The organism is Fuerstiella marisgermanici, assembly GCF_001983935.1.
Taxonomy (GTDB): Bacteria; Planctomycetota; Planctomycetia; order Planctomycetales; family Planctomycetaceae; genus Fuerstiella; species Fuerstiella marisgermanici.
Window position 1 is genome coordinate 8,438,383 of the sequence record NZ_CP017641.1, and the last position, 26,005, is coordinate 8,464,387.

The 26,005-nt window shown below is 56.2% G+C and carries 23 protein-coding genes and 1 other RNA gene; 12 read left to right on the plus strand and 12 right to left on the minus strand.

What is annotated here, in order from left to right:
* The first annotated feature begins 233 nt into the window (after positions 1-233).
* Both Fuma_RS31965 and ffs read left to right on the plus strand, forming a co-directional pair.
* On the plus strand, positions 234-539 hold the full coding sequence (locus Fuma_RS31965) for a Dabb family protein (RefSeq protein WP_077027682.1): 306 nt from the start codon (positions 234-236) through the stop codon (positions 537-539).
* 186 nt (positions 540-725) lie between these two features.
* An RNA gene (ffs, locus tag Fuma_RS31970) (signal recognition particle sRNA small type) lies at positions 726-822 on the plus strand.
* Between the two features lie 31 nt (positions 823-853).
* On the opposite strand, the gene Fuma_RS31975 is transcribed toward ffs, so the two are convergent.
* Together Fuma_RS31975 and Fuma_RS31980 are read right to left on the minus strand one after the other, a co-directional pair.
* Entirely contained in the window at positions 854-3,652 is a 2,799-nt protein-coding gene (locus Fuma_RS31975; protein ID WP_077027683.1) for an FG-GAP-like repeat-containing protein, read from the minus strand.
* Between the two features lie 195 nt (positions 3,653-3,847).
* Positions 3,848-6,184, minus strand: a complete 2,337-nt coding sequence (locus tag Fuma_RS31980; protein WP_083732474.1) for an inverse autotransporter beta domain-containing protein — start codon at positions 6,182-6,184, stop codon at positions 3,848-3,850.
* A gap of 477 nt (positions 6,185-6,661) precedes the next feature.
* Here Fuma_RS31980 and Fuma_RS31985 point away from each other — a divergent pair, with 477 nt between their 5' ends.
* Genes Fuma_RS31985 through Fuma_RS31995 form a run of 3 tightly spaced genes read left to right on the plus strand, consistent with a single transcriptional unit; the run spans position 6,662 to position 9,031 of the window.
* Positions 6,662-7,036 carry a rhodanese-like domain-containing protein gene (locus Fuma_RS31985; RefSeq protein WP_077027685.1) on the plus strand — a complete coding sequence of 125 codons (375 nt, stop codon included), beginning with the start codon at positions 6,662-6,664 and terminating at the stop codon, positions 7,034-7,036.
* Between the two features lie 32 nt (positions 7,037-7,068).
* A complete protein-coding gene (locus Fuma_RS31990; RefSeq protein ID WP_077027686.1) occupies positions 7,069-7,590 on the plus strand; it encodes a DUF2760 domain-containing protein in 522 nt (173 codons plus the stop codon).
* 40 nt (positions 7,591-7,630) lie between these two features.
* Positions 7,631-9,031, plus strand: coding sequence for an aspartate aminotransferase family protein (locus Fuma_RS31995; protein ID WP_077027687.1), 1,401 nt, complete (start codon positions 7,631-7,633; stop codon positions 9,029-9,031).
* 97 nt (positions 9,032-9,128) lie between these two features.
* Here the strand turns inward: Fuma_RS31995 and tyrS are convergent, their stop codons facing one another.
* Both tyrS and Fuma_RS32005 read right to left on the minus strand, forming a co-directional pair.
* Positions 9,129-10,355, minus strand: coding sequence for a tyrosine--tRNA ligase (gene tyrS / locus Fuma_RS32000; protein WP_077027688.1), 1,227 nt, complete (start codon positions 10,353-10,355; stop codon positions 9,129-9,131).
* Between the two features lie 128 nt (positions 10,356-10,483).
* A complete protein-coding gene (locus Fuma_RS32005; protein ID WP_145944492.1) occupies positions 10,484-11,656 on the minus strand; it encodes a CPBP family intramembrane glutamic endopeptidase in 1,173 nt (390 codons plus the stop codon).
* 189 nt (positions 11,657-11,845) lie between these two features.
* Here Fuma_RS32005 and trpC point away from each other — a divergent pair, with 189 nt between their 5' ends.
* From trpC to Fuma_RS32020, 3 genes are all read left to right on the plus strand, one after another.
* Positions 11,846-12,628, plus strand: a complete 783-nt coding sequence (gene trpC, locus Fuma_RS32010; RefSeq protein ID WP_077027690.1) for an indole-3-glycerol phosphate synthase TrpC — start codon at positions 11,846-11,848, stop codon at positions 12,626-12,628.
* 131 nt (positions 12,629-12,759) lie between these two features.
* The gene (locus Fuma_RS32015; RefSeq protein WP_077027691.1) at positions 12,760-13,386 is read left to right on the plus strand and encodes a phosphoesterase; all 627 of its coding nucleotides are present in this window, start codon (positions 12,760-12,762) and stop codon (positions 13,384-13,386) included.
* A 111-nt stretch (positions 13,387-13,497) separates the two neighbouring features.
* Positions 13,498-14,127 (plus strand): hypothetical protein, encoded by a 630-nt coding sequence (locus tag Fuma_RS32020; protein WP_145944493.1) that lies wholly within the window; start codon positions 13,498-13,500, stop codon positions 14,125-14,127.
* An 88-nt stretch (positions 14,128-14,215) separates the two neighbouring features.
* On the opposite strand, the gene Fuma_RS32025 is transcribed toward Fuma_RS32020, so the two are convergent.
* Both Fuma_RS32025 and Fuma_RS32030 read right to left on the minus strand, forming a co-directional pair.
* Positions 14,216-15,721, minus strand: a complete 1,506-nt coding sequence (locus Fuma_RS32025) for a hypothetical protein (RefSeq protein WP_077027693.1) — start codon at positions 15,719-15,721, stop codon at positions 14,216-14,218.
* Between the two features lie 133 nt (positions 15,722-15,854).
* The gene (locus tag Fuma_RS32030) at positions 15,855-17,549 is read right to left on the minus strand and encodes a DUF1598 domain-containing protein (protein ID WP_077027694.1); all 1,695 of its coding nucleotides are present in this window, start codon (positions 17,547-17,549) and stop codon (positions 15,855-15,857) included.
* Positions 17,550-17,855: 306 nt separating this feature from the next.
* Here Fuma_RS32030 and mutM point away from each other — a divergent pair, with 306 nt between their 5' ends.
* Positions 17,856-18,692, plus strand: coding sequence for a bifunctional DNA-formamidopyrimidine glycosylase/DNA-(apurinic or apyrimidinic site) lyase (gene mutM, locus Fuma_RS32035; RefSeq protein WP_077027695.1), 837 nt, complete (start codon positions 17,856-17,858; stop codon positions 18,690-18,692).
* Between the two features lie 3 nt (positions 18,693-18,695).
* Here the strand turns inward: mutM and Fuma_RS32040 are convergent, their stop codons facing one another.
* Complete coding sequence (locus Fuma_RS32040; RefSeq protein ID WP_077027696.1) at positions 18,696-19,139, minus strand: hypothetical protein; 444 nt, start codon at positions 19,137-19,139, stop codon at positions 18,696-18,698.
* 345 nt (positions 19,140-19,484) lie between these two features.
* On the opposite strand from Fuma_RS32040, the gene Fuma_RS32045 reads away from it, so the two are divergent.
* On the plus strand, positions 19,485-20,771 hold the full coding sequence (locus Fuma_RS32045) for a hypothetical protein (RefSeq protein ID WP_077027697.1): 1,287 nt from the start codon (positions 19,485-19,487) through the stop codon (positions 20,769-20,771).
* 16 nt (positions 20,772-20,787) lie between these two features.
* Here the strand turns inward: Fuma_RS32045 and folK are convergent, their stop codons facing one another.
* The 3 genes from folK to Fuma_RS32065 form a co-directional block, all read right to left on the minus strand.
* The gene (gene folK / locus Fuma_RS32050) at positions 20,788-21,546 is read right to left on the minus strand and encodes a 2-amino-4-hydroxy-6-hydroxymethyldihydropteridine diphosphokinase (RefSeq protein ID WP_077027698.1); all 759 of its coding nucleotides are present in this window, start codon (positions 21,544-21,546) and stop codon (positions 20,788-20,790) included.
* A gap of 282 nt (positions 21,547-21,828) precedes the next feature.
* Positions 21,829-22,011 carry a Flp family type IVb pilin gene (locus tag Fuma_RS32060; RefSeq protein WP_145944494.1) on the minus strand — a complete coding sequence of 61 codons (183 nt, stop codon included), beginning with the start codon at positions 22,009-22,011 and terminating at the stop codon, positions 21,829-21,831.
* 39 nt (positions 22,012-22,050) lie between these two features.
* Complete coding sequence (locus Fuma_RS32065; protein WP_077027701.1) at positions 22,051-22,263, minus strand: hypothetical protein; 213 nt, start codon at positions 22,261-22,263, stop codon at positions 22,051-22,053.
* A 136-nt stretch (positions 22,264-22,399) separates the two neighbouring features.
* Here Fuma_RS32065 and pyrF point away from each other — a divergent pair, with 136 nt between their 5' ends.
* The gene (pyrF, locus tag Fuma_RS32070) at positions 22,400-23,326 is read left to right on the plus strand and encodes an orotidine-5'-phosphate decarboxylase (protein ID WP_077027702.1); all 927 of its coding nucleotides are present in this window, start codon (positions 22,400-22,402) and stop codon (positions 23,324-23,326) included.
* 204 nt (positions 23,327-23,530) lie between these two features.
* On the opposite strand, the gene Fuma_RS32075 is transcribed toward pyrF, so the two are convergent.
* Together Fuma_RS32075 and Fuma_RS32080 are read right to left on the minus strand one after the other, a co-directional pair.
* Positions 23,531-23,950, minus strand: coding sequence for a hypothetical protein (locus tag Fuma_RS32075; RefSeq protein WP_077027703.1), 420 nt, complete (start codon positions 23,948-23,950; stop codon positions 23,531-23,533).
* A 67-nt stretch (positions 23,951-24,017) separates the two neighbouring features.
* Positions 24,018-24,464 carry a MarR family winged helix-turn-helix transcriptional regulator gene (locus Fuma_RS32080; RefSeq protein ID WP_077027704.1) on the minus strand — a complete coding sequence of 149 codons (447 nt, stop codon included), beginning with the start codon at positions 24,462-24,464 and terminating at the stop codon, positions 24,018-24,020.
* 128 nt (positions 24,465-24,592) lie between these two features.
* Between Fuma_RS32080 and Fuma_RS32085 the strand changes: the two genes are divergently transcribed.
* Entirely contained in the window at positions 24,593-25,966 is a 1,374-nt protein-coding gene (locus Fuma_RS32085) for an alkyl/aryl-sulfatase (protein WP_077027705.1), read from the plus strand.
* The last annotated feature ends 39 nt before the right edge of the window (positions 25,967-26,005 follow it).

Sequence of the window (26,005 nt, forward strand, 5' to 3'; positions counted from 1 at the left end):
ACAATGAGTCGTCATATCACCGCCGCCGACAATTCTCAATCTTCCGCTCGCCCGCAATCCGGAAAACCGCAAGCCGCGTTGGATCGTGCCGGAGCGGCGCGAATGTTGATTTGAGTCTCAGCGGGAATCCCGTCATACTCCGCGCGAACGCGGTATTCTTCTGCGCCCATTGGCACACAGTCGGTGGAGCCGCAATCTTTTTCTTTCACCCCAACTTAATCTGAAATCTACATATGCTGTCTCACACTGTTTTTTTCACGCTGAAGGATTCATCGGACGCCGCCTGTCAGAAATTGGTGGACGCTTGTCATAAGTATCTGTCAAAACACGACGGCATTACGTTCTTCGCGGCTGGCAGATTAGCTCCGGAATACGATCGCCCGGTCAATGATCATGCATTCCAGGTGGCATTAAACGTCGTGTTCGACAGCAAAGAATCGCACGACGCCTACCAGGTGGCAGAAAGCCACCTGGCGTTTATTGAGGAAGGTAAAGAGAATTGGGAGCAGGTTCGTGTGTTCGACGCGGTTGTGTCGTAAACAGGCGGCTTGGCGTTTCGAGAATCGCGGCACTTCGAAAATGCCGCGATTTTGTGAAATACCTCCCTCTTTCTCGGTACCGGAAGCCACTTTTGGCGCAATTGAAGATTGCCGGGTGTTCCCCTTGCTTTGCTGCGGCAGTCCCTAATAATCTTCCGTTCAGCGCGACGCTTTCAGGAGCGAAACGCTGCCTCCAATTGCGGTGAGGCCTGCCAAACCGGGTCAGGTCGGAAACGAAGCAGCCCTGCGGTTTTGGTTCTCAGGTGTGAGCGGAGGTAGCGTTTCGCTCCTTTTTTGCGCGCCTCCCACGCTCGTCAGCGGGGCACGGAGTAGGACAGCTCGCGGCCTTCGATGACCATTTGCAATCCAGCGTTGGCGATTGGCACGCGGATCGGGGGCTCACTGTTGCCCGGCCATTGAATGGACAGTTCGCCGCGATTAGCGCCTTGCAGATTTGCGAACCGGCCGACTTTCTGATTGCTGCACTGGTAGCCGTCGCCTGCCGTGATCCACTGCGTTTGCAGCGTTGGCGCCAGGTTGAGCTGCAAAATCGCTCCAACTGCATCTCGCGCCACGCGAGTTCCGCGAGCGCCAATTGCCAACGAATCGGCCGCTTGCGGGCTGAGGTTTTCGACCAGACCGACGCCGTCGTCCAGATGAGTGACTGCGAAGTCTGTGCGACCGTCGCCGTTCCAGTCCAGCAATGCGACGGCTCGCCCCAGCCAGTCCTTATCGAAGTAATTTCCAGTCGGTTGATTTGCGCGGAAGCTTCCGTCTCCACGATTGGCGAACAATTGAGCTGCCATGCGATAGGGGCGATTCAGGTGAGTGAAGTCGTCGAGGTGTCCGTTGCTGACAATCAGGTCCTGATCGCCGTCGGCATCGAAGTCGGCAAACTGGCAGCCGAAGCCGAGCATCGAATAACCGGCCGCTGATAAACCGGAATACGACGTCGCATCCATGAAAACGGTTGGCTGAATTTGAGCGTACAAATTGTTCGGCTCAGAATAGTAATTCGTCACGAACAGATCGGCGGTGCCGTCGCCCGCCACGTCGGCGATCGCAATTCCCATACTGCCCAGGGCCGTGCCGTCCTGCCCAAATGCCAGCCCGGCGCGAGAGGCACTGTCATGGACGCCAAGTTCAGTACTGAAACTCAGCAACTGATTCGCACCTTCGTCGTTGGCGATGTAAGCCTGAACCCCGGTGCCTTCAACAAATCTGCCGACTGCCAATCCCATGCCTGGTTGAGGGGCCGCGGTGTTGAATGAGTCTTCGCTGCGAAACGTACCGTCGCCGTTCGCCCAAGCCACAACATCGGGCGCCGCAGGATAGTCCGTCGGCCCGCAAATGCGCTGCAATCCAGCATGATCGCACGTCGTCGTGAAGACGTCCTCGCCGCTTAGATAGTTCACATCGTAGATGTCTGGATTACCATCGCTATTGTGATCGGCGATCGCCACGCTGGTCGTCCATGCTGGCGACGTCGACGGCTGTTCGCCTGGCAAAAACGTGCCATCGCCCTGATTGATCAGCAGCAGATTCCGGCCGACTCGCCCGATATACACATCATCAAATCCATCGTTGTTCACGTCGCCCACAGCGGTCCCCTGCCCAAAGCCACCGGGAGCATCGACCGCTGCACGCGGCGTGACATCCGCAAAATTTTGTCCGCGCTGGTTGCGGTAGATCACGTCGCCGAACGGTTGCGATTCCTGGTCGCCAGGCAGAGTTCCGCCCTGAGTGAACAGCAGGTCCGGCCACGTGTCGCCGTCGATATCCACCACGCCAACTCCGCCGCCCGTCCATTGATGCATGAACAGTCCCTGCTGTTCCGGTCGGCGGCCGTTGTCGTAGCGGAATCCGATTCCAACGTCGCTTGCCACGTTGTCGAAGGCAAAAGCGTCCTCGCGTTCATCAGCCGCAGATTCTTCGTGAGGGCGTATCAAGCGGATCGTGCTCGAGTTGCCATTGAGCGTCGTTCCGTATTCGGCCAGCACCGGATGGACGAATTCGGTCTGATTGTCGTTCAGGCATAATGTTTCCGCAGCCCATTCCAATTCACTTTCGGATTGCACTGCCACGCGAGCCCACCCTTTGCCTTCGCGCACGCGACCGATTTTAAACAGCAACGTCCCAAGCGTTTGGTAGCTGTTATCTTCGCGGCGTCGCTGACGAATCTGGCGCGCCAGACGCTCGATCTTACCCAGGGTTGTTGCCAACTGCTGGAGTCGGTCTTCAAGCTCAGGCTGCCGACCTCGCAGCAGGTTGGCGATTCGGTGTAGCGCGGGTTGGTTCCACGGATCGAGCCTCACCGCCTGGACGGCACATTTCAGTGCTGTTTCGTGATCGCCAGTCTGATGGCTCGCTCCCGCCGCGATCAGCCAGGATTCCGGATGCTGTTCCGCGACGTTCAAGAGCTCATTCGCATCGTCGACAAGAAGCGAATGGTTCAGCCGCCGCTTCAAAGCAATTCGTTTCAGAATTCCGTCATCCGGCAGCGGCATGGCCAGTAATGCATCGATGCGAGCTCCATCACGTTCGCTTTCCGCCATCCGCAGCAGCCCGGCGATGGCCATTGGGGCTTGCGGGTTGAGCGCGTAATTTCGTTCCAGCGTTTGTTTTCCGTACAAGTCGTGGCCGTTAACCGCCAGACGGAAAAGGTCGTATTCATCGACTTCGCCTGCGTCTAGCAGTTGTCGCAATGGAGTTAACGCTTCGAATGCGTAGCCGCATCCGGCGAGCAATTCTGCCAGTCGGCGGCGAGCTGTGACTTCCCCATCGACGTTTTCGACAATGGTTTCCAGCGTGCGTCTGGCGTCTGAAAGGTGCGCGGTGCGTCGCTGCAGTTCCGCTTTTTTCAGCCAGCCACGGTAGACTCGACGATCGGCGAAGTCAGCAGGGAGCTTTCCGAGTGACTCAATCGCGCCAGCCCAATCACCACGATCCTCGGCCACCGACGCTGCTCGAAGCATGTCCGCCGTTTGTGCGGCTTGACGGTCGTCTGGTTCGGATTCCGTCAACGATGGCATTCTGAGCCACACGGCGAGGCCGCAGGCGACGACGATGACAAAGATTGAGCGTGAAAAGCGTTGGTGAAATTCTGCGAGCATCAATATCATCTTACCCGATGCTTTGGGACGCACCAGGTTTGTCTTTACGGCCTCGACTCTTTGCGGCGAGGAGGCGTGGCCGATGCTCAACAACTGCGGCGAGTGTCAGAATTGGTTGCCGGACCGAATCAGGAGCGTCACCTTTGCCAGCAGCCTGGTCGTCGCGAGATTCTGCCGCGTAGCTGACAGCGTGGGCTACGGCCCGTTGATAATCAGCGGCGTATACGTCTCCCTTAGGCCGTCGATGGTACCAACCTTTTCAATGTTATTTGCTTCGACGTCGTCAATGGTGCTGTCGATCGTGATTGCGCCCAGGTTCGATTCGAACGTACCGGCGGCCAATGCAATGTTTTCATAGCGAATCGAAGGCTGGACCGAGTCTGACAAGATCGTCGTACCGCTGGTAACGCTACCAGTCACGGTGGTTAACCCGATACCTCGTGTTCCGCTGTCGGCCGACGTGATGGCGTCCAAAACGAGGCTGGAAGCCATCGTGTCAAGCTCCAGGGCGGGTCCCGTTAATGTATCCAGCGTACTGCCAGCACCACTGCTAATTTTGAACAATGGAGGCGGTGCCGAGTTATTGGCAAACAGTCCCGTGTCGTTCTGATTGAAGATCGTCAGCGTGCCGGCGTCCCATTCGCCGGTGACATCGGTGAGCGATACTCCACGGCCGGTGACACGGTTGCCTGAAGAACCGATTGTTGTTGTTCCTGATTCAACCGACGGTAACGGATCAGCGTCGAATGTCACTGTATTGAACAACAGGCCACCGGTCGCAGCGTCCGTGACCGTCGTGTTACTCAGAGTATTGATGACGAGTGAGTCAACCACTCCAGAACCATCGGCGTTTAACCCGGCACCGGCTGTTGATTCCAGTGTTGTGTCAGACAACGAAATTACCGCGATGCCCGGGCCCGTCGTAATATCAATCGCATCATTGGTCGCTGTCACTGAGGTCATTGTGGAGTTCAATGTTAGCCCGCCTGGACCGGCAACATTCACGTCGATCCCTTCGTTGCCAGCGTCCGTGATGTCCAGGTTTGTCAATGAGACGACTCTGTCGGTACCGGTCGAATCTATTTGCAGGCCATCATCGCCGGGGCTTGTGATGTCCACGTTCGAGACAGTTGCTGCGGTGTCGTCGAGGAGTATCCCTCGTCCGACTGGCGAATCGATCGACAGTGTCTCCAGGGTAATCGCATCAGACGTGGTGAAGGTTATTGCGTCGGCCGGGGACATGGTAAAGGCTGACTGATTGACATTAACATTGGATACGCCGGAGCCCACCAATCCGCCGTTAGAAATATTGAATCCAGAGACCTCCGTGTTACTCGCAACAGTCACGTCTCCAACGATGGTGGACGGCAACGATGCGAGATTCGAGCCCGCTCCGGAATACGGCAATTGAACACTGCCGATGGAACTTTCGACAAATTGCTGTGGTCCATTCGACAACAGGCGAGTTGCATCGACGAGTGTGACGTTCTCGGTAAACGTTCCTCCCTGCGGCGTGTATACAACGCTCGTCGGTGCGAGCGGGTCAGCCATGGCATCACTGAGCGTTCCGTATGGCATTTCGAAACTTCCACCGCCCGTCCCACCTTCGACAACATGCAGGAATGTCAGTGGTGTGCCACCACCATCAGTGACCAACGAATTTTCCTGCAGCAGCACGATGTTCTGCTGTCGGTAGACAGGATCGGCGAGCCGATGTCGAATCGTGCGGCCATCGCCCGATCCGGATTCGTTTCGGAATTTGTGATACATAGACTGCCGTGAGAGGGCGTCGAGATGCTCAGCCTTGTAGCGGTATTCGATTGTGAAGTTCACTGTCTGTCCGTAGACGTCGTCATCCTGAACGGCGACTGATGCCGCAACGGTGTCTCGAAAAGCCATTTCGATTCTGGCACGCCAGCCATTGGCGGCCTCTGTCTTCGAAGAGTCGAAGTAGTAGCCCCCACCTGCAACTCGACATTGAAACTCGTAAAAATCGGGCAGATTGGCCGCCATTTCATAGTCCACGCCGGAGAGTGCGCGAAGTTCCCGTAGCTGAAGGTTGTTTCCAACGAACGAGAACGGCAGTCGCTGATCCGCGTCGTTTACCGTGGGAGTGTAGCCGTTGGCTCGAAAATCGAAGATCTGTCCCAACGACTCAATGCCGATCCCGGCTTGGTTAAATAATAGGTGTCTGTCGTTGCGAAAGTCCCAGTATCCATTGAACCCGTAGATGCGATCCTGCTCAGGATTGTGCCACCGATATCCCGTTCCTACATTGGCGCCGAACTCAGCATCGTCAAACATGATGCCACGGACGTCACCAAACCACATTTCCGATTCTGAATCCTGTTCCAGTGGCAGGAACCACTCAAGAGAAGTGAACCCTTCGTCGTGCCCCACACCCTCGCCAAAGACATGTTTTCCCGTGAATCGACTGACCCACGGTGATCCTGCTTCCCCAGCTGACGGTTGCAAAATCATCAGCGCGATGGCGGAAGTCATCACGGCAATTTTAAGGCGTCGTCTCTGCATTCTCGTACGTTCCGAATCAAGAATCCTCAGGCGGTGCACCGATCAGCCAGCGCGCTTGTCAGTCGGACCTATCGACGCCTCTACTGGGGCGTCCATCCACGATGTCTGCCAGAACGTTCGTTTTAGGTCGAATAATCGGAACAGAACGTAGAATTCTTGTCATCCGCCGCATCTTGCGCATCCTTCCCCGATTGGGCTGGGCACTGACGCCTCGGAGATAGCAATGGGTATTGCCTTAGGTGCGGCGGAATACGTACGTTTCCAACTTTGTAGTCACGTACAGAATCACATAGATTGCAGGCTCGGAGCCGTTCGCTAATGAAATCGAGGCGCTTCTGACTTGCCGACCAGGCTATTGGCTATCGAAGGCACTGCCTCGCAGCCACAAGTCAGCGACGGTCGTTGTAGCCGATAAGTCGGCCTAAAATTCAGCGAGTTCCGGTACTTCGTCCAGAAACTAAAAGGAACATAAATACCATGGCAAAAGCCCACGCACCGCGATTTTTGGAACTCGTCAACGCGGCTCGATCGCAAATCACGGAATGCAGCGTTCAGGACGTGGTCGCTCGCCGAGAAACGCGCGAACCATTTCACCTGATCGACGTCCGTGAGGAAAGCGAATTCGCGGCCAGTCGTATTCCAGGGGCCATCCATCTGGGAAAGGGCGTGATTGAGCGCGATATTGAGAAGACCATTCCCGACACTGACGCCGCAATTGTTTTGTACTGCGGCGGCGGGTACCGTTCCGCTTTGTCGGCTTTAAATTTGCAGCAAATGGGCTACACAAATGCCATCTCTATGGATGGTGGCTTCCGCGAATGGAAAGAATCCGGACTGGATCTGGAAGTCTGAACCTGGAACCTTAGACAGAATCACCAACAAATATGGGACGCCTTGGCCTGGCCTTCAAAATATTGTTCAGCGGAGAGACCGCGAAGAAGGTAAGCGATGCGCTCACGAACGCGCCGGCAGGGCTGCCGGAACCCGCCGCTAAACCGAAACCTCAACCGCCGCCGAAACCCACGCGCAGCGAAGCCATTACACTGCTGTCCGCGTTGCAGCGAGAAGCTCGATTTGTCGACTTTATTCAGGAGCCCATCGACGGCTACAACGACGCTCAGGTGGGCGCTGCCGTGCGTGAGATTCATCGCGGCTGCCACGATGTGCTGACTCGCATGTTCGCTCCCACCCCGATTGTCGATCAGCCGGAGGGTGCGACGGTGGAAGTCAGCGACCCGGCGTCTGGAGCGTATCGGCTGACAGGCCAGGTGGCTCAAACTTCCGGAGCTGTTTCCGGTCAGTTAGTGCATCATGGCTGGGTGGCTAACAAATGCGAGGTTCCCAAGTGGTCGGGCGAAGGCGAATCTGCCGATGTCATCGCTGCCGCCGAAGTTCAAATCAGTTAAAAAGTCAGTTACGTATTTTCCTCCCCGAAAGCTTTGCTCAATGAGTCAGGTTCAAGAATCCTTTGTCATCGAATTCCCCGGCGAAGATAAATCCAACAGTATTCGCCAAACCATCGGCCAGGCGGAACCTCATTCGCTAAGGACCTACACCCCCAGCCAGGCCGTGTTGGCAAAGTCGGCGGGCGTGTTCCACTGGACGCCGGAAGGTCGTCGTCTGTACGACTACGCAGCCGGCGTGTTGGTGGCCAATTTGGGGCACAATCCGGTTGCCTGGATGAAGCGGTTTCGCAAATACCTGGGCTGGACCGAAGAAGCACTTAACGGGCCGGAGGACGGGTTCTTTCAGGCCGTTTCCATGACGGCTTATAACGCCATCACAGAACTGGAAGCCGAAGCCAGCCGACGCCTTGTCGTCAACCTGCAAAACGCGACGGGCGGAAGTCGGTTGGACACCGTGATGTGGGCGGCATCGGGATCGGAAGCCGTACAGAAAGCACTGTGGGCCTGCATGCGACGCGATCCTCAGCGGTCTGGCGTCCTTGCGACTCGCTACGGTTTTCACGGCAAAAAAGGCCTTTCCGGTGCCGTCACAGGCAGCGAAACGGATTCCGAACGAGACCCTCGCGTTAATTTTATCAGCTTCCCACGCGAAGAATGTGCGGACATCGAAAATCCAGAAAAGGAATTCGATGCAGCATGGTATCGGCAGGAACTGGAGCAGGTTTGCGACGCCGCAGAACATCCGATTGGCTGCCTGATTACCGAACCGTATCTTGGCGGCGGCGGCAGCTATCATCCGCCGAAAGAGTACCTGCAGTTGCTGCAGGAATTCTGTCGTGAACGAGACATCCTGTTCATTCTGGATGAAGTGCAGGCAAACTTCGGTCGCACCGGCAACGTCTATGCATTCGAAACGTACGGCATCGAACCGGACTTCGTGTGTCTTGGCAAAGGACTGGGCAACGGTGTTCCCGTGGCTGCTGCCGTCGGGCGTCGAGACATCTGCGAACTGATGTCTTACGGCGAAACGTCCGACACGTGGAGCGCTAATCCACTTTCCAGCGCTGCCGTTTTGGCAACATTGGACGACTTCGAAAACAGCGACATCATGGATCGCACGCGGCACCTAAGTCAGATCTTCACCGACGCGCTGTGTCGGCTGAAGCAGACTGGCGTGGTGGCGAAGGTGCGTGGCGAAGGGATGGTGTTCGGCATCGAATGCGGTCAGGTCGGATCAACTCAACCCGGCGACGTGGCCAATGCGGTTATCGAGCGGTGCTACCGAGGCAACGACGACAACGACGGCATTCACCTGCTGGGCCCGCTGGCTGGCTGCGTTATCCGAATTGCACCTCCAATGTGCATGACGGATGAACAAGCCGAACATTCGCTGAAAATGCTGCACGGATTCGTCGAGGACGTTGCGGCTGAGCTTGGCTAAGAGAATCGTTAAGCAAGCGTTACAACAGGGGCTTCGGCCCCTGTTGTTTTGCGCGGAGCGAAAAGTCTCCAGCCACGTCACGAACCGCACTCGGCGATTACGCTAACTTCACTCGGCAGAATTTCTTTTTGCCTGCCCAGACCAACAACCCGTCTGCGACCGGGACAGCATCGTTGGCATCGGCGATCACAGTCTTGTCTTTGCCAAGTTTCGCACCGCCCTGCTTGATCAGGCGGCGCGATTCTCCGTTGGATGATTGCAGGCCGAGCTTCACCAGCAGCAGGTACGCAGGCAGCGCGCCGTCGTCCAGGTCGCTTGCGGCCAACGACACTTCGGGGATTTCAGCCGGCAATCCTCCGCCGCCGATTTCTGTTTGCCAGCGAGCTGCCGCCTGTTCGCCCTGCCCTGCTCCGTGATATTGATCGATGACAGTGCACGCAAGCTTCACTTTGGCTTCTTTGGGATGGCCGGTCAGCAGCTGTTCGACTTCCTCAAGAGGCACGTCGGTCAGCAGTTCGAAGTACATTTTCATGACGTCGTCCGGCAACTGCATGAACTTCTTCATCATCTCATACGGCAGTTCGCTGATGCCGATGTAGTTGCCGAGACTTTTGCCCATGCGTTTGACGCCATCGAGGCCCACCAGAATTGGCGACATCATGCCGATCTGTTGGTGGAGGCCTTCCTGAGCCTGTAAGTCGCGAGCCAGCATGAAGCTATAGAGCTGTTCGGTGCCGCCGAGTTCGACGTCGGACTTAATTTCCACGCTGTCCCACGCCTGCATGACCGGATACAGGCACTCGTGCAGGAAGATGGGTTTCTCTTCGCGGTAGCGTTTGGCGAAATCGTCACGAGTCAGCAACTGAGCCACGGTGACTCGGCCACACAGCGCCAGGATCTCCGTCAGCCCCATCTTGCCGAACCAATCGCCGTTGCGATGCACTTCGGCTTTGTCCATGTCGACAACTTTGCCAACCTGAGCCAGATAGTCTTTGGCATTCGCCTCGACCTGTTCTTCTGTCAGACGTTTGCTGCGAGCTTCGTCACGCCCACTGGGATCGCCGACCATCGCGGTGGCATTGCCAATGATGATGACTGCCTGGTGCCCGAGTTCCTGAAACTGTCGAATTTTTCGCAGCGGAACAGTGTGTCCCAAATGCACGTCGATGCCGGTGGGATCGATACCGTATTTAATGCGCAGTGGCGTGCTGGTGTCGCGGCTGTGTTGCAGCTTTTTGGCGAGCTCGTCTTCGGGAACGACCTTTTCGACGCCTCGCAAAAGGATTTCAAGCTGCTGGTCTACGGGAAGAAATGAAGTCGTCAACGTTGGGGTACTCAGGCTTCGGGTTACAGATTCGACGCTCGCTAAGAACGCTGGTGCGGCGAAGGTTATCAGGCAGGCGGACGTGCTTCCACCGCTGTGTTTGAGCATTCAGATACCGCGGTCGTCGGCTACAGCAACGACAACCCTGCCACCGCCATGTTGAACGCGTTGAAGATGAAGTGCACCAGCACGACCGTGCGGTAGCTGCGGCGTTTCATGTAGGCATAGCCGAGTGCAAACGCCAACGGTAGCAAAGCCAGACTGTCTGGAAAGCCGTGAGCAAAGCTGAACAGCACCGACGAAACGATCCAGCCAGCAGCCAACGATTGCTGCTTCATAAATCCGCCTAAAACGGTGACACGGTACAGCAACTCTTCTACCACAGGAGCCACGACGATCGCCAGCAAAGCAATTAGGGCCATGACTCGGAAGCTGACCCCTTCGCCCATCATTTCAATCAGTGGATGAGACGGGGCTTCGGGCTGCAGCGACAGAATGGCCAGGCGGATCAAGGCCAGCGGCAGGTAGGCGGCCAGACACGTCTCAACCGCGAAACGCAGCTCTGTTGTGAAACGCCATCCTTCTGGTTCTGCGAGCACCTGCGAATCCGCACCGTCAATGAAGGGATTGGGCGGAATGTGCGAATCGCGGTGCTCTGGCAATGCGTCGTAACTCGTTGACGCATATGGATTCACGTCCGCCATCGCGGCGAAAGAGGCATCCGGCGTATCAAACGGGGGTGTCGGTTCGTCCACAACGGTTTGCTCGCGCAATTGCTGAGCCAACAGTAGCGGCGCTCCGAAGATCAGAAAAATTGCCAACTGGACAGCCAGGTTGCCGAGCATTCCCGTGATGACCTGTGCTTCCGTAGGACGGGCCGGGGCAGGATTGTCGATTTCGACCGCTTCACCGCTTTCCAATTCCGATGTGGCCTTCTGGTCAGCGCCGTCCTGTTCTTCATCGGCAACGTCGTCCGTGATGTCAGTGACGACAGGCGGCGGAACGGGGGCAATCGGGGAAGCACCTTCCAGCGACTGTTGTACGGCACTTAACGCCAGCAGCGACGCAAGTGCAACACCGCAGACCATCAGCGGCAACGGCACAATCAGTGGCTTACGATTGGCAGCGGGAAAAATCGACTGGCCCTGCTGCAGCCTCTTGATCCAGAGCACGATAATCGCCACGCTGCCGACCATGACGCTTAGCACGAGCATTCCGGCCAGCACTTGAGCGGGCTTGACGTCCGCTAGTTGCGCATCCGCGTCAAGTTGGGCGAGCAGCATTGGTAAGCGAAAAAACACGATGTTCAATTGTCAGAATTCTCTACGTATTGAAGAGGGGGCGGGCGGCAAAGTTGCCTTCAAAGGTCGCCGAGTTATCATCGCAGGCAGTATGGAATCGTAGCTTGACTCTCCAGAGTCGAGCGTGTTCCGGCCCGATCCCCAAACCGGCCCGACTCTGGAGAGTCAAGCTACGTCGGAGCATAGGCATTGTCGACCGTTCTTGATGAGATCGTAGCACATAAGCGGCGAGAAATTTCTGACGCGATTGCGAAGCGTTCGTTTGCGGATCTGGAGCGAGATCTTGCGAACGCTCCTGAAATACGCGACTTTTTGGCGGCTTTGAGCAGCGGGCCAGCCCCCGCGTTGATCGCGGAAGTGAAAAAGGCGTCTCCGTCGGCCGGAATTATTCGTGAACACTTTTCGCCGGCTGAAATCGCTCGAACCTACGAGTCTGCCGGGGCCAATTGTCTAAGCGTTTTGACCGACGAAAAGTACTTCCAGGGGCATCTCGACTTTCAGCGTCAAGTGCGTGCGGAAGTGAAAATTCCGGTGATGCGCAAGGAATTCATCATCGACCGCTACCAGATTCTGGAAGCTCGGACGGCGGGTGCCGATTGTGTGCTCCTGATCGCCGAATGCCTGGACGACGTTCAACTGCAGGAGCTGCATGATTACGCTCACGAGCTAGGAATGCACACGCTAATTGAATTGTACGAACCGGCGAATCTGCCGCGAGTGCTAAAAACGGGGGCGAGGCTTGTTGGCATCAATAATCGTGATCTGCGAACCTTCGTCACATCGCTGGAACACACGTTTGAATTGAAGAAGCATGTTCCGGACGACGTGCTGCTGGTGAGTGAAAGCGGGATCCGTACCCACGCCGATATCGTGCGGCTAAACGAAGCTGGCGTGGGCGGCGTACTAGTCGGCGAATCGCTCATGCGGCAGCCGGACATTGCAGCAGCCGTGACATCGCTGATGCAGGGGTGAATGCACATCGCACCGCTTCAGTCGCATGAAACCGTGCCTGGTTTTCCGACAGTTGCGGCGTCCACCACCGACATACTTCAGGCAGCCCCGGTTGATAACTTTTCTGACTGATCCCTTAAGGAATAGAATTCATGACTGATCCCGGAACCGGTAACGCTGTTGAGGCACCCGTCGAGCATGTTCTTGTCATCCCGACGGCCGTGTTTCACGAACTCGGTCACTTTCAGGGCTTCTGTGGCGATTCGCAGCGATATCTGGACGTCGTGCTGGATCCCATCCACGCCAGCTACCGACCGCGGAACGAGATGGAGCAGGATCCGTCATTTAAGCAGCTGATTCCCTACTGCGTGTTTGAACATGACGGCCAGCTGTTTTCGTATCGCCGCGGCACGGATCAGGGAGAAGCTCGGCTGCATGCTAAGCGTTCTGTTGGCGTGGGCGGACACGTTTCCACGCTGGATCTGGATCGCGAAGGTTCGCCCTATTCTGAAGGCATGAAGCGGGAAATCGAGGAAGAAGTCAACCTGGCATCAGGGTGGACAGAGCGATGCGTCGGTCTGATCAACGATGACGAATCAGACGTCGGTAAGGTTCATTTGGGAATTGTTCACATTTTTTCCCTGGACTCCGCACAAGTTACGCCACGTGAAAAGTCGATGTTAGATGCAGGGTTCGCGCCTCCGGAAGAGCTACTGCGCGAACTGGACGAGTTTGAGACCTGGTCACAGATTTGCCTCAAGGCGCTGTTTCAGACCTAAGATGTGATAAACCGGCGAAATCAGCCGTTCACGCCGCTGAAACGCAACCAGGGCACTCCGGGTCGGAAGACTTGTCGCCGGAACTAAGACAGACGCAAAGGAGTGCATGTCATGAAATCAATTGCTGCAATGTTGCTGCCGTTGGTGCTGCTTTCGAGCAGTGTGGTGGGACAGGAGGCCAGTCCGCCTCCGCCGACCGGAACACTAAACGAAGAATCACTCGGCCAGGTATTGACGGCTATTGGCCTGAAGCCAGTGAAGACCGACAAACGCTACGACTTCGCCTTCAAAACCAGCGTGCGCGGTGAAGAATGGAAGTTCAGCATGTCGGCTGTGCTTAGCCGCAATTCAGAATCGATCTGGGTAATGGCATGGCTGGACGAAGTTCCCAGTCAGTCCAGCCAGGTGCCTCAACTGGCCCTGCTAAAACTGTTGGCCGCCAATGACCGGATGGGCAACGGAAAGTTCTTCGCCTACATCCCTAACAACAAGCGTTTTGTGCTGCAGCGAGTTGTGAAGAATCAGCAGATGAGCACCAAGCTGCTGATGGAAGCTTTGCAGGACCTGGCGATCAGCGTGGCGGATGAATATCCGACATGGTCCGTCGCCAACTGGGCTCCGAAGTCTTCAACGCCACAGCCGAAAATTGCCAGGGGCAAAGGCGACAGCGTTCCGAATCCAACTGCTGGCAACCGAACATCAGAAGCCGCTTCGAAATTCGAAGACCGGCGAGTTCAGTAGCGAGATTGCAGGTGCGAACTGTCAGATTCAGACGGACGGCCAATCATCCGGAGTGGCCGTCCGTTTTTGCATGCGCGGTGTTCTGCATTCACGTTTGATTCCCCATGTCCGGGCGCGGCGTTGTGATGACTGGCCATGACGACACGCGTTGCATTCGTTGTTGCTCCAAACAAGTGTCGACGAAGACGACCACACTTCCCGCCGGGGCAGCCTGCAGGTTCACGCGTTCGGGAACTCGCCATTCACGTTCTTCTCGCCAGTCGATTGTGCCTGCGGTGTTGCCAATCGGTTGAAGGAACGTTGCAATTTCCTGCGAGGCATCCTTGGGGATTTCGTCGACATAAGTCACCGGCTTTCCGCCGAGCGATTCGACGAACGACTTGTGGAGTGCAATGCCCCACGGTTCAAAATCATGCCGCTGCTTGTGTTTGCGGAAAACGCGACGTCGCCGGAATTCGCGGAGTGGGACTGCCGTGAATGACACCGTGGGCCGGGCATTTTGAGTCGGCTTGGCGGCGAGGATTGTCTGCTGCTGAACGATTCTCAGCAACGCGGCGAAGGCCGACCGGTCGGCGGTCTGACAACCAAGAATCAATTCATCCCAAAAGTCGGCGTCGTCCTGCCCCGACCACGGTCCATAGCGAGGACGAGTCCAATGGCACAGCCATTCATCTGGCCGCACGAGTGGCCCATCATTCGCGTGCATAAACTGTGCTTGCGGCTGATCGCTTGTCTGATCCGAGTCGTCGGTGACCAGAGCGTCTTCTTTGCCGTGGCGATCCAGAATCCAGCGCACGGCTCCCTTATCAATCAACGCATCCGCCGTGGGATCAGGCGGGCTTTCAGGAAAGCTGGCCAGAAGGACTGTGCGCCGCAGTCGTGAATCGCTTAAGTGTTGGTCAAGTAATCTGTCCACATTGCCGCCACGCCTGCGCGACAATACGATGATTCGCTGTCCGGCGAAGGTCAGCAACGTATCGACGATCGGTAGGATATTGTCACGCTGCTTGAAGATGTCCGCATCGGCCGACGTTGGCAGCGGCGGCGACACAAAGGCGGTTCGTTCCAGTTCAGAGACAGCCGCAGTGCCGTGGCCACTGATGGTCGATAACCACACCGCAAGTCCGTCTTCGTCCACTGCTTCGTCGTCTGGTGCACAAAGGCGAAGCCGTTTGATTCCGAACAATTCACTGGCTCGGATCACAGCCGGTGCAGTGCTGGTGCTGTCTACACAGCAGAGGCATTCTGATTCGACATCGCACCGCATGGCGGCCGTTCGCAACGCATCAAACCAGTCCCGCTTCAGGTCTTTGCGTTTGCCGATTCGCGACGACACGATCGAAATTCGGTGTCGATTGGTAACGCCGTCTGGCCAGTAGATAAGTCGCGGACCAAGCCAGTTGACGAAGGTAGCGACGGGGATACCGGGAAAAGACAGAGTGACAATCGGATTTGATTCGTCGTTTTGATGCAATGCGTTAACGTCATTCAAAAGCGACTCAGGCGCGGAAGCCGCAGCAGTCCACACCGCTTTCGCCTCACGTACGATTTCGCGAGCGGCGTCGACTTCGAATTGGTGTAGTGGAGCAGCCACAGGTGTGAAGTTTGGGTTTGAGGTTCGCTCACACGGATGGGCAGGACGCAAAGAAGCCCGGCTTTTCGAAAAAGCCGGGCTTCAGAAGATAGCATTTTGTTCGGTGTCTGTCGGCCATCACGCCGACATCGCACTATCGCTGAGAAGCGTCCCACCACCAGCGAGCGTTCTGCTGACCGATTGGAGTCGCCTGGTTCGTGCGATCTGCCAGTTCCGGAACGTTCTTGATGCGGTTCTTGTCGCTAACCAGTTCGGCAACGTCAACTCGAACACCACCCGCAACCTGAATGACGATGTTACGACCGTCGTAGATGCGATGAGCGGCAGCCGTCATGAGCTCGTTGGGCACTTCGACGGGCTGAGTTTGGAAGCTACCGTTTCGGCTGAAGGCGACTGGATGCCAGCCAACCTGCTGAGCAATGCCCTGCCCGTGAATCAAAGCTGAAACCATCGCCAGGTCGAACACGTTTTCAAGGTCTGCGAAAACCGGATCCTGAGCTGCCAGTTCTGGCAGGTGTTTCGTGAATAGCTCCGCGAATTTTGCGTTGGCTCGATCTGCTTTCCCCGTGCTTTGACGAGTACCGTTGTTGTCGACGATCTGGTTTTCAGAAAGGCAGCGAACTGAGTTGCCAGAGAATTCAAATACCTGACCATCGGGTGACATGTTGATCGCGTCATATCCGACAGCCATCCACCATCGCAGAGCGTCCATTGATCCGGTACCGCGTTGTTCTGAGCGAGACAGCAGATCGAAGTAGCTCTTCATGCCGTTCGGACCCTGTCGCTTACCGATGCCGATTTCCTTCATGCGGTAGTCAGCATCGACGATCACGGAGGCAACTCGAGAGTTGTGTGGGATGCCTTGAGTGATCACATTCTGCAGGCCCAGTTTCTGTTCGACGTCGTTTGTGAAAGCGTCGGCTGTGCGAGGGTTCAAACCGCGACGATTCTTTGTGACGTAATCCTGAACAGCAGCAACCTGTTCCTGTTTTGGATTGATCGTGCACATAAAGAATTGAGCACCGTTCTGTGAGAACGTCTGCGTGAGTGTGACCACGTCGTCCAGATTTAGTGTGGGGCGACCGTTTGCAGAACTGATGGCTCGCCCGTTGGCCGCCATATGCCAGTCACCGGCTGGGCCAGCGATGACAACGTCCTGAGTTTCCGGGAAGACAAACAGGTACTCAATACGGCTGATGCCCGCGATAGTTCGAACGTCCTCAGGAATCGGGCGACCTTCCTGCACCAAACGCTGGACCAGCTTTTCAAGGCGAGGCAAAGAAACCATTCTGAGTTCAGAATTCGATCGGACATCCAGATTATGATTGGCCGTTTTCGCAAACTCAGCCGCCTGCATCATGTTGGATTTCGATTGTCCCGTCGCAACCACATTGGCCAAAGCGTTGACGGCGAAAAACACACCGTTGGATGCTACTGAGATCGATCCGCCTGGCAGGCCCTGTCCACCGACTGTCGCTCCCCAGTTGTCCTGGTCGGCGTTCATTGTCTGGTCGACGATCAGCTGAATCAGTTCCTGAAAGTTGGCGAACTGATTTCCACCCGCTGGCTGAGGGCTGGATGCATGGCGGGCCGTCCGGGCTGTCCGAACATCGCCCGTCAAATCGGCCGCGTCGGCGATCAGTTTTGCGGCTGTCGTGAAGTCGCCCTGCTCTGCAGCGACGCGAGCCTGCAATTTTAGCTTTTGAGCGCTAAGCAGGTCCGAGGCGTTGACTGCCGAAGCCGCAGATTTGTCAGCGGCACGAGAAACAGTGGTCAGGCAAAGTGCTACCGATGCGAAGGTAAGCAGCAGAAAAGACTTTCGGAGCATGGATTGGTGCCTTTTGCTCAACCAAGAAGATCATTCGAAACAACAATGTGGAACTCTGACGAGGTGGGCCGATCGCGACGCAGACGTCATGCGAAACAGCACGGGAGTTCCCTGTTGTCTAGCATCGTCGCGCAAATCGTTTGCGTCAAGAATATTCCGGCATTTCCCGCCCTTCCGTAGGTCATCCGGGTACACGAGTCTGGCGCTTTTGCTGGTCGCTCGAATGAATCAGATTACACTCCGACATACCGGCCGCCGCACCGAAGACCCAGTCTCCGGATCCCTCAAAAACGGAACAACACGAACATGCCCGAACTGCCCGAAGTTGAAACGATGGTCCGTGGCATTAAAACCGAAATAACCGGCCGCTGTATCCTGGAAGTTGAGCTGTGCCACTGCACGCGGAGGCCGATTCAGATATCGCCCTCTCCGGCCAATTTTCGCCGACTTCAAAAAGAACGTGTCGTGCGCCGGGTAAGTCGCCTGGCCAAACGGATTGTCATCGAACTGGATGGCGATGATTTCGTCGTTATCGAACCTCGTATGACAGGCCTAATGCTGGTGTCAGATCCACCCACAGTCGACCATCGACGTGTTTGCTGGCACCTGAAGCCAAAGCGTGGCCGAGTGTCGTCGTTTGAATTTTGGGACCGACGCGGCCTGGGGACAGTGCGGCTGTTGGATGCTGCCGCGATGCTGGAACTGCGTCAAAAGCTGGGGCCAGATGCACTTACGATGACCGCTGCCGATTGGAAAAAGCAGCTAAGCCGGACGGCCCGGCCAATTAAAGTTGCCATGCTGGAGCAGAAGCTGGTGGCAGGAATCGGCAATCTTTATGCCAGCGAAATTCTGCACAAGGCGGGTGTTTCACCGAAGCGTTCGGCCGCTCGCGTTACGGGCCCGATGTGGGAGCGAATCGCGGATGCGACACATCACATTCTGAACGAAGCGATACGGTATGAAGGTTCGACACTCAGCGATGGAACCTATCGTAACGCACTCAACAAGGACGGCGGTTACCAAAACGAACACCGCGTCTACCAAAAAGCAGATCAGCCATGTCCCACTTGCGACAAGGGTACGATAAAGCGGATTGTGCAGACTCAGCGTGCCACTTTTTACTGCTCGAAATGCCAGCGCTGACGGCTACCAAAGCGTTTCCACTTCACCGCTTCCGGCATGCAGCAACCGGCCCGGCCCCATCCCTTCTGGCGGTTCTTTCAGAATTCTCAACCAGATTCGGTGTCCGCGAGCCGTGCCTTCAAATGAAAGATGCTGAGCCAGTTCGTCATCTTCAGCCACCGCGTCCGACTGCCAGTGAACGGTGGGGGTTTCATCGAACAGGTTCATGACATGGACGATGTCCAGTTGCACCTGCAGAGGAACATTTTTGCCATCCAGCGGCCCGCCGACGATTTCTGTGGCCGAGACAAAAATGGACACTTCCCACTCGTCGTTGTCCGGATTTTGGTAGAAGTGGCAACCAATCGGAGCGTGAAACTCATCAGCAACGATTCCGCGAGCAGCGTCGTTGCTTAACCATCGGAGCCATGCGGGGGGGCGCGGTCCCGCTTTGCGGCGTGGTTCCATAGTTCTGCGTTCCGGGAGAAGTTGAGTCGAGGTGGCGCGCCGACGTGCAGACACACAAATCGCGCCCCGCAGAGAAAAGTCTCTGTGCGATGAATGGTCTGGCATGCCCGCATTTCCTCACAGAATGCGTTTGCCGTTGGGTGATCACAACAAAAAAGAAGCATAATTCGTCCAATGGCCGATTTTTGCGGATCGTCAACCGTTCTCTCCGTTAAGCACTAATAATGCCGGGAAAACGGAGTGCCCGTATTGCGTCGAAAGTAGTCGAGTGGCCGGCAGAGGTAGCTTGGTTGCTGTCGTCGTGGCTCATGCGGGTTTGGTTCGGTGTACGGAATAGGACAACCTATGAAACACTTTCTTGTCGCCATATTGGTCGTGCACGGTAGCGTGAACGTCGCGCTCGCCGACGCATCGATGCGCCGGCGAGCTGTCGAAGTGTTTGTACTCGAAGATGGCACGCGTCTTCTGGGCGTATCGCTCGACACACAACGCGAATCGAATCCGCCGCAGGAACATCTCCGAATATTACTACGCGCTGAATGGCTGAAGGATCACGCTCCGGAGTTGTACGATGTCGCCCGGCAGTCGGCCGTTGAACCTGACAAGGCGGATCCAATTGTTGAACTTCTCCGCGACCATATTGAACAACTGGAAAACGGTCCGCAGCCCCATCTTGAGCGAATCGGATACCTGAAAGAACGCCTGCAGGGTTTGCTACCGGATGACGCCGCCAACGACGCTCAGCCTGACGTTGTCGTGCTGGAGTTGCCGGAACGCCTGGTGAAGCAGAAGCTCACGAAGAAAGGACCACTGCGGCAGATTGCAGGTCTCGGCATTCTGAATGGCGTGGAAATCGTCGAAAGCGGACAGGCGAGAGACGTCGAAGCCGAACTTCTCCAATTGGATCCGTCGTCGGTGATCAAAGATCTTCCGTCGTACAAGCGAGCTGACGCCGACGTTGAGGCAGCGTTTCAGCGTATTCTGGTCAACGCTGATCGCTTGCTGGGTAAGACCTGCCGACTGATTCGACACGGTGACCGGTACATTTCCGAATCCGCAGCGAATGCTGATCCCATGGCGCTGGCCACTGAAATGCTGTCCGGGCAGGTTCAAAATCAGCTGCAGGAATTACTGTCCGCCAACAGCGTACAGGCTTTGAAGAAGCCGAACCCGAATGTCGCAGCCCCCAATATTCTACCGTCTGCCGCGTCTGACATTGCGGATCGCGAACAGGCTGACGTTGTTGAGGTCACGTCAATGCAACTTAATTCCGGGGCCGGTCGAGCCATCGTGGCAGTTGCTGTTTACTACCGAATGCCGCCGCAACGAGACTGGCAACAGGTTGCCGCCGTGTCTGCGACCGCCAACCGTGGCGACATCTCGCAACAGCAGCAACAACGGATTCTGCAGGATGATCGCGTCCGCCAGGCCGCAACTCTGTTTCAAGGCCTGGGAATTAACGATAGTCAGTTAGCCAACGCCGTTTCGATTGGAGCCGTTGTCGAAGTTGCTCAACAGCGTGCAAAGAAACTGCTCACCGAAAAGGTAACGGCCTCTGATCCTGCTGCCGCTGCGGGCTTGAAGGTTCTCACCGCTCGCGTCGATCGCCTGCCGGAAGCGAAAGTTGAGTAGCGTGCTTGACGGGGCGTCACCCTAAAGCTGCCGTAATGATGTCGTTCAACGCGGTCCGTAATTTCGTCGCGTCGGCAGCATGCGCCGCTGCAATTTCGATCGTCCGCGAGTCATGCGGACGTGGTTGTGTCCTGTTGGGCTCAACCACGCCGCTATCTCGGACGATGATCCGCGCGAACAAGTTGTCCGGCGGAACGGCCGCCTTCGCGATCGTGAGGGAGACGTCACCTCGATCGAATTCCTGCCCGCACCAATGACAGAGGTCGTCGAGCCGCGTTGGGTCTACATTTGCTCCGTCGATTTCGAATCGTAATGGTCGCTGGTCGATGCGGCAAAAAAGCTGGTCGATCGTTTCCTGCAGAACGGGATGTACCCAATCACTCGCGATTTCGCGTAACGGTTCCAATACAAAACGTCGCTGCCATAACGCGGGGTGCGGGACCACCGCTGCATCCGAATCGATGACTTGCTGATCGTACAACAGCAGATCCAGGTCCAGTGTCCGAGGCCCCCAGTGGACAGAACGCTCTCGGCCCAAGTTTGCTTCGACCTGGTGAAGTTGTTGCAGAAATTGCTGCGGCGGCAGCGCTGTTTCAACAAGTGCTGCAGCATTCAGGAACGGATCTCCGGCCGATTCGCCCATCGGCGGCGTGCCAACGAACGTGCTGCGTTTTGCGACTGTGTTGCCGAGCGATTCGATTTGAGCGAATGCTGCCTCAAATCGTTCTGCTGTGTCGCCAACGTTTCCGCCCAAAGCGATCGCAGTCAAAGCCAAACTTCGAATTCCTTCTTGCAGCAGTGCTTACCAATTCAATTCGCGGTTCGACGATTATGGCAAGCTTGGCGGCGTTTGGCGACTATTGGCAGACGGATGGACTGAGCGTCATGCTTCGGCAACGAGATTGGTTGCGTTGCGAGTGTTGGCGGTGGTCGATCCACGAAGCAGAATCGGCGATTTACAGCGACTTCGGTGACTTGTGGCCGCAGAACAAGCTCTTCGGACTACGAGGGCTGTTTCCCACGTGCCCAAACCGTCCACGACATAAAGGAAGCTGATTTAGAAGCCGTGGCTGTTGAGATCAGTATCGATTTTCGTCCACCAGCCGCTTACGCCACTTCCTGCAGAGCTGAGGCCGACAATCAGCACGGCCAAAATCAAGCCCAGCATCACGGCGTATTCCGTCGCGGTCGCGGCGTCTGACTCGCGAATAAATTTTTTGATTGAGCGTCGGAATGACATTGTTGTGGTCGTCCAAAAGGTGTCCATCAATAGGCAACTTTAGGTCGCGTCGACGTCGAGGCAACTTTCCTTGCCTGTTTGTCCATCAATATCGAACCAGACGGGCGTCCCAATCGTTGTGTTCGTGCGAACCGTCGTGTGACTGAACATTTGTAGCCACATCGAAATCAGCATACAGTTACGAACAGCTCGCTTTTCTGCAGCGGTGGTCACCCCGTTACCAGGAAACCCGACTGCAACAACAGCCCGCATAAGTATTTACCCGCAATTTCGCAGGGGACGTACGATCGTCGGCCGGGATCGCTGTCCAGACACCGACTTCGCGATGAAAAGTTGGTTGCGGCTCGTTGCTCATATTTAGATTTCATTGTCTTAGAATCCAAAACCGATGCCTGGTTATTCAGAACGGCTCCACGCCAAAATCGAACAACTGTCCACTCCCGCGCTCGTGGGCCTGGATCCTCGCTGGGACCTGCTGCCCGCGGAGATTCAGGACGCCGCCAATTCTCAGGGCGGATCAAAGTCCGAGATTCAGGCTCGCGCGTTCGAGCGGTTCTGTCGGGAGATCATTGATGTCGTCGCTGGAAAAGTGCCGGCCGTGAAACCGCAGGTGGCGTTCTTCGAACAACTCGGACCACCCGGCATGACAGCACTACTCAGCGTCATGCAGCACGCTCGGGAAGCGGGACTGATCGTCATCGCCGACGCCAAACGTGGCGACATCGGTTCGACTGCAACCGCGTATGCCGACGCATGGCTGGCCGGCGAAGACTCTTCCGCTGCCCCCTACCCCGCCGACGCACTCACGATCAACGCTTATCTCGGCGTGGACACGTTGCAGCCCTTCATCGATGCGGCAGTCGAACGGAATGCAGGTTTGTATGTCCTGGTCAGAACCAGCAATCCAGGAGCCGCCGTGTTGCAGGATCGTAAGGAAGCCGGCGTGAAACTGTTCGAAGCCGTTGCCGACGTCGTGCAATCGTTAAACGAACAGCACTGGCCACAATCCCAATACGGCGGACTTGGTGCCGTGGTCGGCGCGACATGGCCTCAGGAATTGTCAGAATTGCGTCAGCGCATGCCGTCGGCGCCGTTGTTGGTGCCTGGCTACGGCAGTCAGGGCGGAACGGCGGCTGACGTCGCCGGGGCATTCGACAGCAAGGGACTGGGTGGACTGATCAACAGTTCTCGAGCCATCAACTTCGCGTACCGCAATGGCGAGTTCGCAGATCAGTTTGGCGAAGCCAATTGGCGCGAAGCCGTCGCAGCAGCCACAGAGAAAATGATTGCCGACCTGCGAACGGCAACGCCATAGTTCAACACTTCAGTGAGTCGAGCCTTTCGCCGGGGTGCTGCGTGATGCGGTCGCCCTAAAAAGAACGCACCGACCGGACTTCAGTCGCGGTACTGCGTCGACCACTACTGCGTCCGGTTGACTGTTGTTCGCGGAGCGTAATTTTACGTGCAAGCGGCGAGGTGATGTCAGGCGTTTTGGCATGGCAGGTGGAAGTCCTTGCCGTCAATCTTCGAAGCAGCCTTTGTACCAGTCGAACCATGCGTAGATGAGGAACACGTTGCACAGGAAGTCAGGGATGCCCAGAAGCAGGTATTGGTTGGCGATGAAGATGCAGTAAAGCAGAATGTTGGCGGTGTATGGCAGGGCGATTAGTAATGCTAACGGCGTTGTTCGGCGGACGAACAACAGACTGCCCGCAACGAACTTCACCAATCCCACCCAGAAGATGATGTAGCCGGTGTCGTCCAGTGCTTTCATGAAGTCGCGAAATGCTGATGGCTCCTCTGGCAGCGGGTAGCCCTGAACGCCAAACATCATCGTCATCAGGCCAGTCGCCACAAGAAACAAGGCGAACAGGAATCTCGCCGGTGTGGCAAGTTTCGGATATCGAACGTGTTTTGTGCGTGTGCTGAGTTCGCTCATGGTGTCTTCCAGTTTTATGTGTTGTTGATGGGGGCTGCTTATGGTGAAAGTCGTTGTTCAGCGGGAGTCACTCGTTTGACTCCGACGCCATTAGGTTGTCTTTCATCTGGCTCATGGCCTTCATGCCGATCGCCCATTCTTCCGGCGTGAGGCCTTGCTTGAGGCGTTGTCGCAGGGCCTCTGCATCGGGCAGTATCTTGCTGACCTGGCGAGTCCCCTTGGGGGTGGGTGAGATCAAAAATGCGCGGCCGTCGCTTGGGTCACGTTTTCGCCGTACAAGGCCCTTCGCTTCCAGTCCGTCGATCTGACGTGTAATCGTCGTCTTGTCGCGCATCATGATTTCGGCGAACTCGCCACGCCGTAGCGGCTGGCCGGATTCGACCAGCACCATTAATAAGGCGGACTCCTCCGCCGAAAGCTCCGAATCGTTATTCGCCAGCAGGTCTTCGACGCGCAACCGAAAAAGATAGGCCAGGCGACTGATCAGAAAACCGGGGCGTTCCGACTGCTTCATGGGAGTACTTTCTGTTCCGTTTTGCGTTGACTTCAATATGGGTGTAGTGTACACTCAATTGCATGGCGAGACAAGTTTCGTCTGCGATATCCGTCGACAGTCAACGTTTTTCCCAAAGGAATCAGAAGATGCACGTCCCTTCAAAAACCGCCTGTCTGCTTTTATGTCTGACGCTAACCGCCGCAGTTGCGAACGGGCAAACTCAGGTCGATCCTGATGTCGCCTTGAAGATGCTTAATTCACAACAGCAGCAATTCGAGCGGCAGGTTGTGAAAGTCGCTGACAATGTCTTCACTGCCGTCGGTTTCCACGGAGCGAACACGTCGATGATTGTCGGCACCGACGGCATCATCATCGTTGACACGCTTCGAGGACCGTCGAGTGCGGCGAAAGCCCTCGAAGCTTTTCGTGAGTACAGCGACAAGCCGGTGAAGGCGATCATTTACACTCACAGCCACGGTGACCACATCGGTGGAGCCACGGCATTTGCAGGAGCGAACAGGCCGGATATCTACGCCACGGAGACTTTTGGATCTGCAGAAGGTGTGAATAAGGTCGTGAACCCGGTCAAGATGAAGCGAAATGTGCGGCAGTTTGGGCGAGACCTTTCTGCCGTTGAAAGGACCAATCGCGGAGTTGCCCCGGCACAGACTGCCGACGGCGATGGTGGAAAAGGGTTCCTGCCGCCGAACATGCTGATTCCGAAGGAGGGGCTTAAGACGACGATTGCAGGTGTCGACCTGGAATTCCACATTGGCCCAGGCGAAACCGACGACGCAATGTTCATCTGGCTTCCCGAAGAGAAGGTGTTGTTTGCCGGTGACAATTTCTACAGCTCGTTTCCGAATCTGTACGCGATTCGCGGTACGGCGTATCGAGACGTGCTGAAGTGGTCCGAAAGCGTCGCGAAGATGGCGGAGTTCCAGCCGCACGTCCTTGTTCCTGGACACACGATGCCCACGCAGGGACAGGAAACGGCGACCGCGATGTTGAAGGACTACAGCGAATCGATCCGCAGCGTGTATGACCAAACGGTCGCAGGTATGAACGCTGGCAAAGGCCCCGATCAGCTCGCACACGAAGTGAAGTTGCCCGAGCACTTGGAAAACAAACCGTACCTCATCGAATTCTATGGATCGGTGCCTCATGCGGTCCGAGCCATCAACTCAGGGTTGCTGGGGTGGTATGACGGGAATCCAACAACACTGAATCGGCTAGCCCCTCGTACCAAAGCCATCAAAATTTCCAAGCTGGCCGGCGGCACTCAAAAACTAACCGAACAGATGGAAGCCGCTCTGGCAGAAGAAGACTACCAGTGGGCGCTTGAGCTTTCGGACCATTTGAAATGGCTCGATGATGCAGACAAACAACTGGCTCGCAAGGTGAAGATTCAGGCACTGCGAGGCCTGGCGGCACGGGAATACAACGCGCCCAATCGCAACTACTATCTGAGTTATGCCAATGAGCTTGAGTCCGGCCAGTTGAGTGAAGTGTGGTTCTAATCGCGCTTCGTTTGATATCGAGTGCCAGCGAAGATCTGG

Excerpts from the sequence above, each read along its gene's own strand:
- pyrF (WP_077027702.1), top strand. The coding sequence starts at position 22,400 with ATGCCTGGTTATTCAGAACGGCTCCACGCCAAAATCGAACAACTGTCC.
- Fuma_RS32045 (WP_077027697.1), top strand. The coding sequence starts at position 19,485 with ATGAAACACTTTCTTGTCGCCATATTGGTCGTGCACGGTAGCGTGAAC.
- Fuma_RS32080 (WP_077027704.1), bottom strand. The coding sequence starts at position 24,464 with ATGAAGCAGTCGGAACGCCCCGGTTTTCTGATCAGTCGCCTGGCCTAT.
- Fuma_RS32020 (WP_145944493.1), top strand. The coding sequence starts at position 13,498 with ATGAAATCAATTGCTGCAATGTTGCTGCCGTTGGTGCTGCTTTCGAGC.
- Fuma_RS31965 (WP_077027682.1), top strand. The coding sequence starts at position 234 with ATGCTGTCTCACACTGTTTTTTTCACGCTGAAGGATTCATCGGACGCC.
- Fuma_RS32085 (WP_077027705.1), top strand. The coding sequence starts at position 24,593 with ATGCACGTCCCTTCAAAAACCGCCTGTCTGCTTTTATGTCTGACGCTA.
- Fuma_RS31975 (WP_077027683.1), bottom strand. The coding sequence starts at position 3,652 with ATGCTCGCAGAATTTCACCAACGCTTTTCACGCTCAATCTTTGTCATC.
- Fuma_RS32040 (WP_077027696.1), bottom strand. The coding sequence starts at position 19,139 with ATGGAACCACGCCGCAAAGCGGGACCGCGCCCCCCCGCATGGCTCCGA.
- Fuma_RS32030 (WP_077027694.1), bottom strand. The coding sequence starts at position 17,549 with ATGCTCCGAAAGTCTTTTCTGCTGCTTACCTTCGCATCGGTAGCACTT.
- mutM (WP_077027695.1), top strand. The coding sequence starts at position 17,856 with ATGCCCGAACTGCCCGAAGTTGAAACGATGGTCCGTGGCATTAAAACC.
- Fuma_RS31990 (WP_077027686.1), top strand. The coding sequence starts at position 7,069 with ATGGGACGCCTTGGCCTGGCCTTCAAAATATTGTTCAGCGGAGAGACC.
- Fuma_RS31980 (WP_083732474.1), bottom strand. The coding sequence starts at position 6,184 with ATGCAGAGACGACGCCTTAAAATTGCCGTGATGACTTCCGCCATCGCG.
- Fuma_RS31995 (WP_077027687.1), top strand. The coding sequence starts at position 7,631 with ATGAGTCAGGTTCAAGAATCCTTTGTCATCGAATTCCCCGGCGAAGAT.
- Fuma_RS32060 (WP_145944494.1), bottom strand. The coding sequence starts at position 22,011 with ATGTCATTCCGACGCTCAATCAAAAAATTTATTCGCGAGTCAGACGCC.
- Fuma_RS32065 (WP_077027701.1), bottom strand. The coding sequence starts at position 22,263 with ATGCGGGCTGTTGTTGCAGTCGGGTTTCCTGGTAACGGGGTGACCACC.
- Fuma_RS31985 (WP_077027685.1), top strand. The coding sequence starts at position 6,662 with ATGGCAAAAGCCCACGCACCGCGATTTTTGGAACTCGTCAACGCGGCT.
- Fuma_RS32075 (WP_077027703.1), bottom strand. The coding sequence starts at position 23,950 with ATGAGCGAACTCAGCACACGCACAAAACACGTTCGATATCCGAAACTT.
- Fuma_RS32015 (WP_077027691.1), top strand. The coding sequence starts at position 12,760 with ATGACTGATCCCGGAACCGGTAACGCTGTTGAGGCACCCGTCGAGCAT.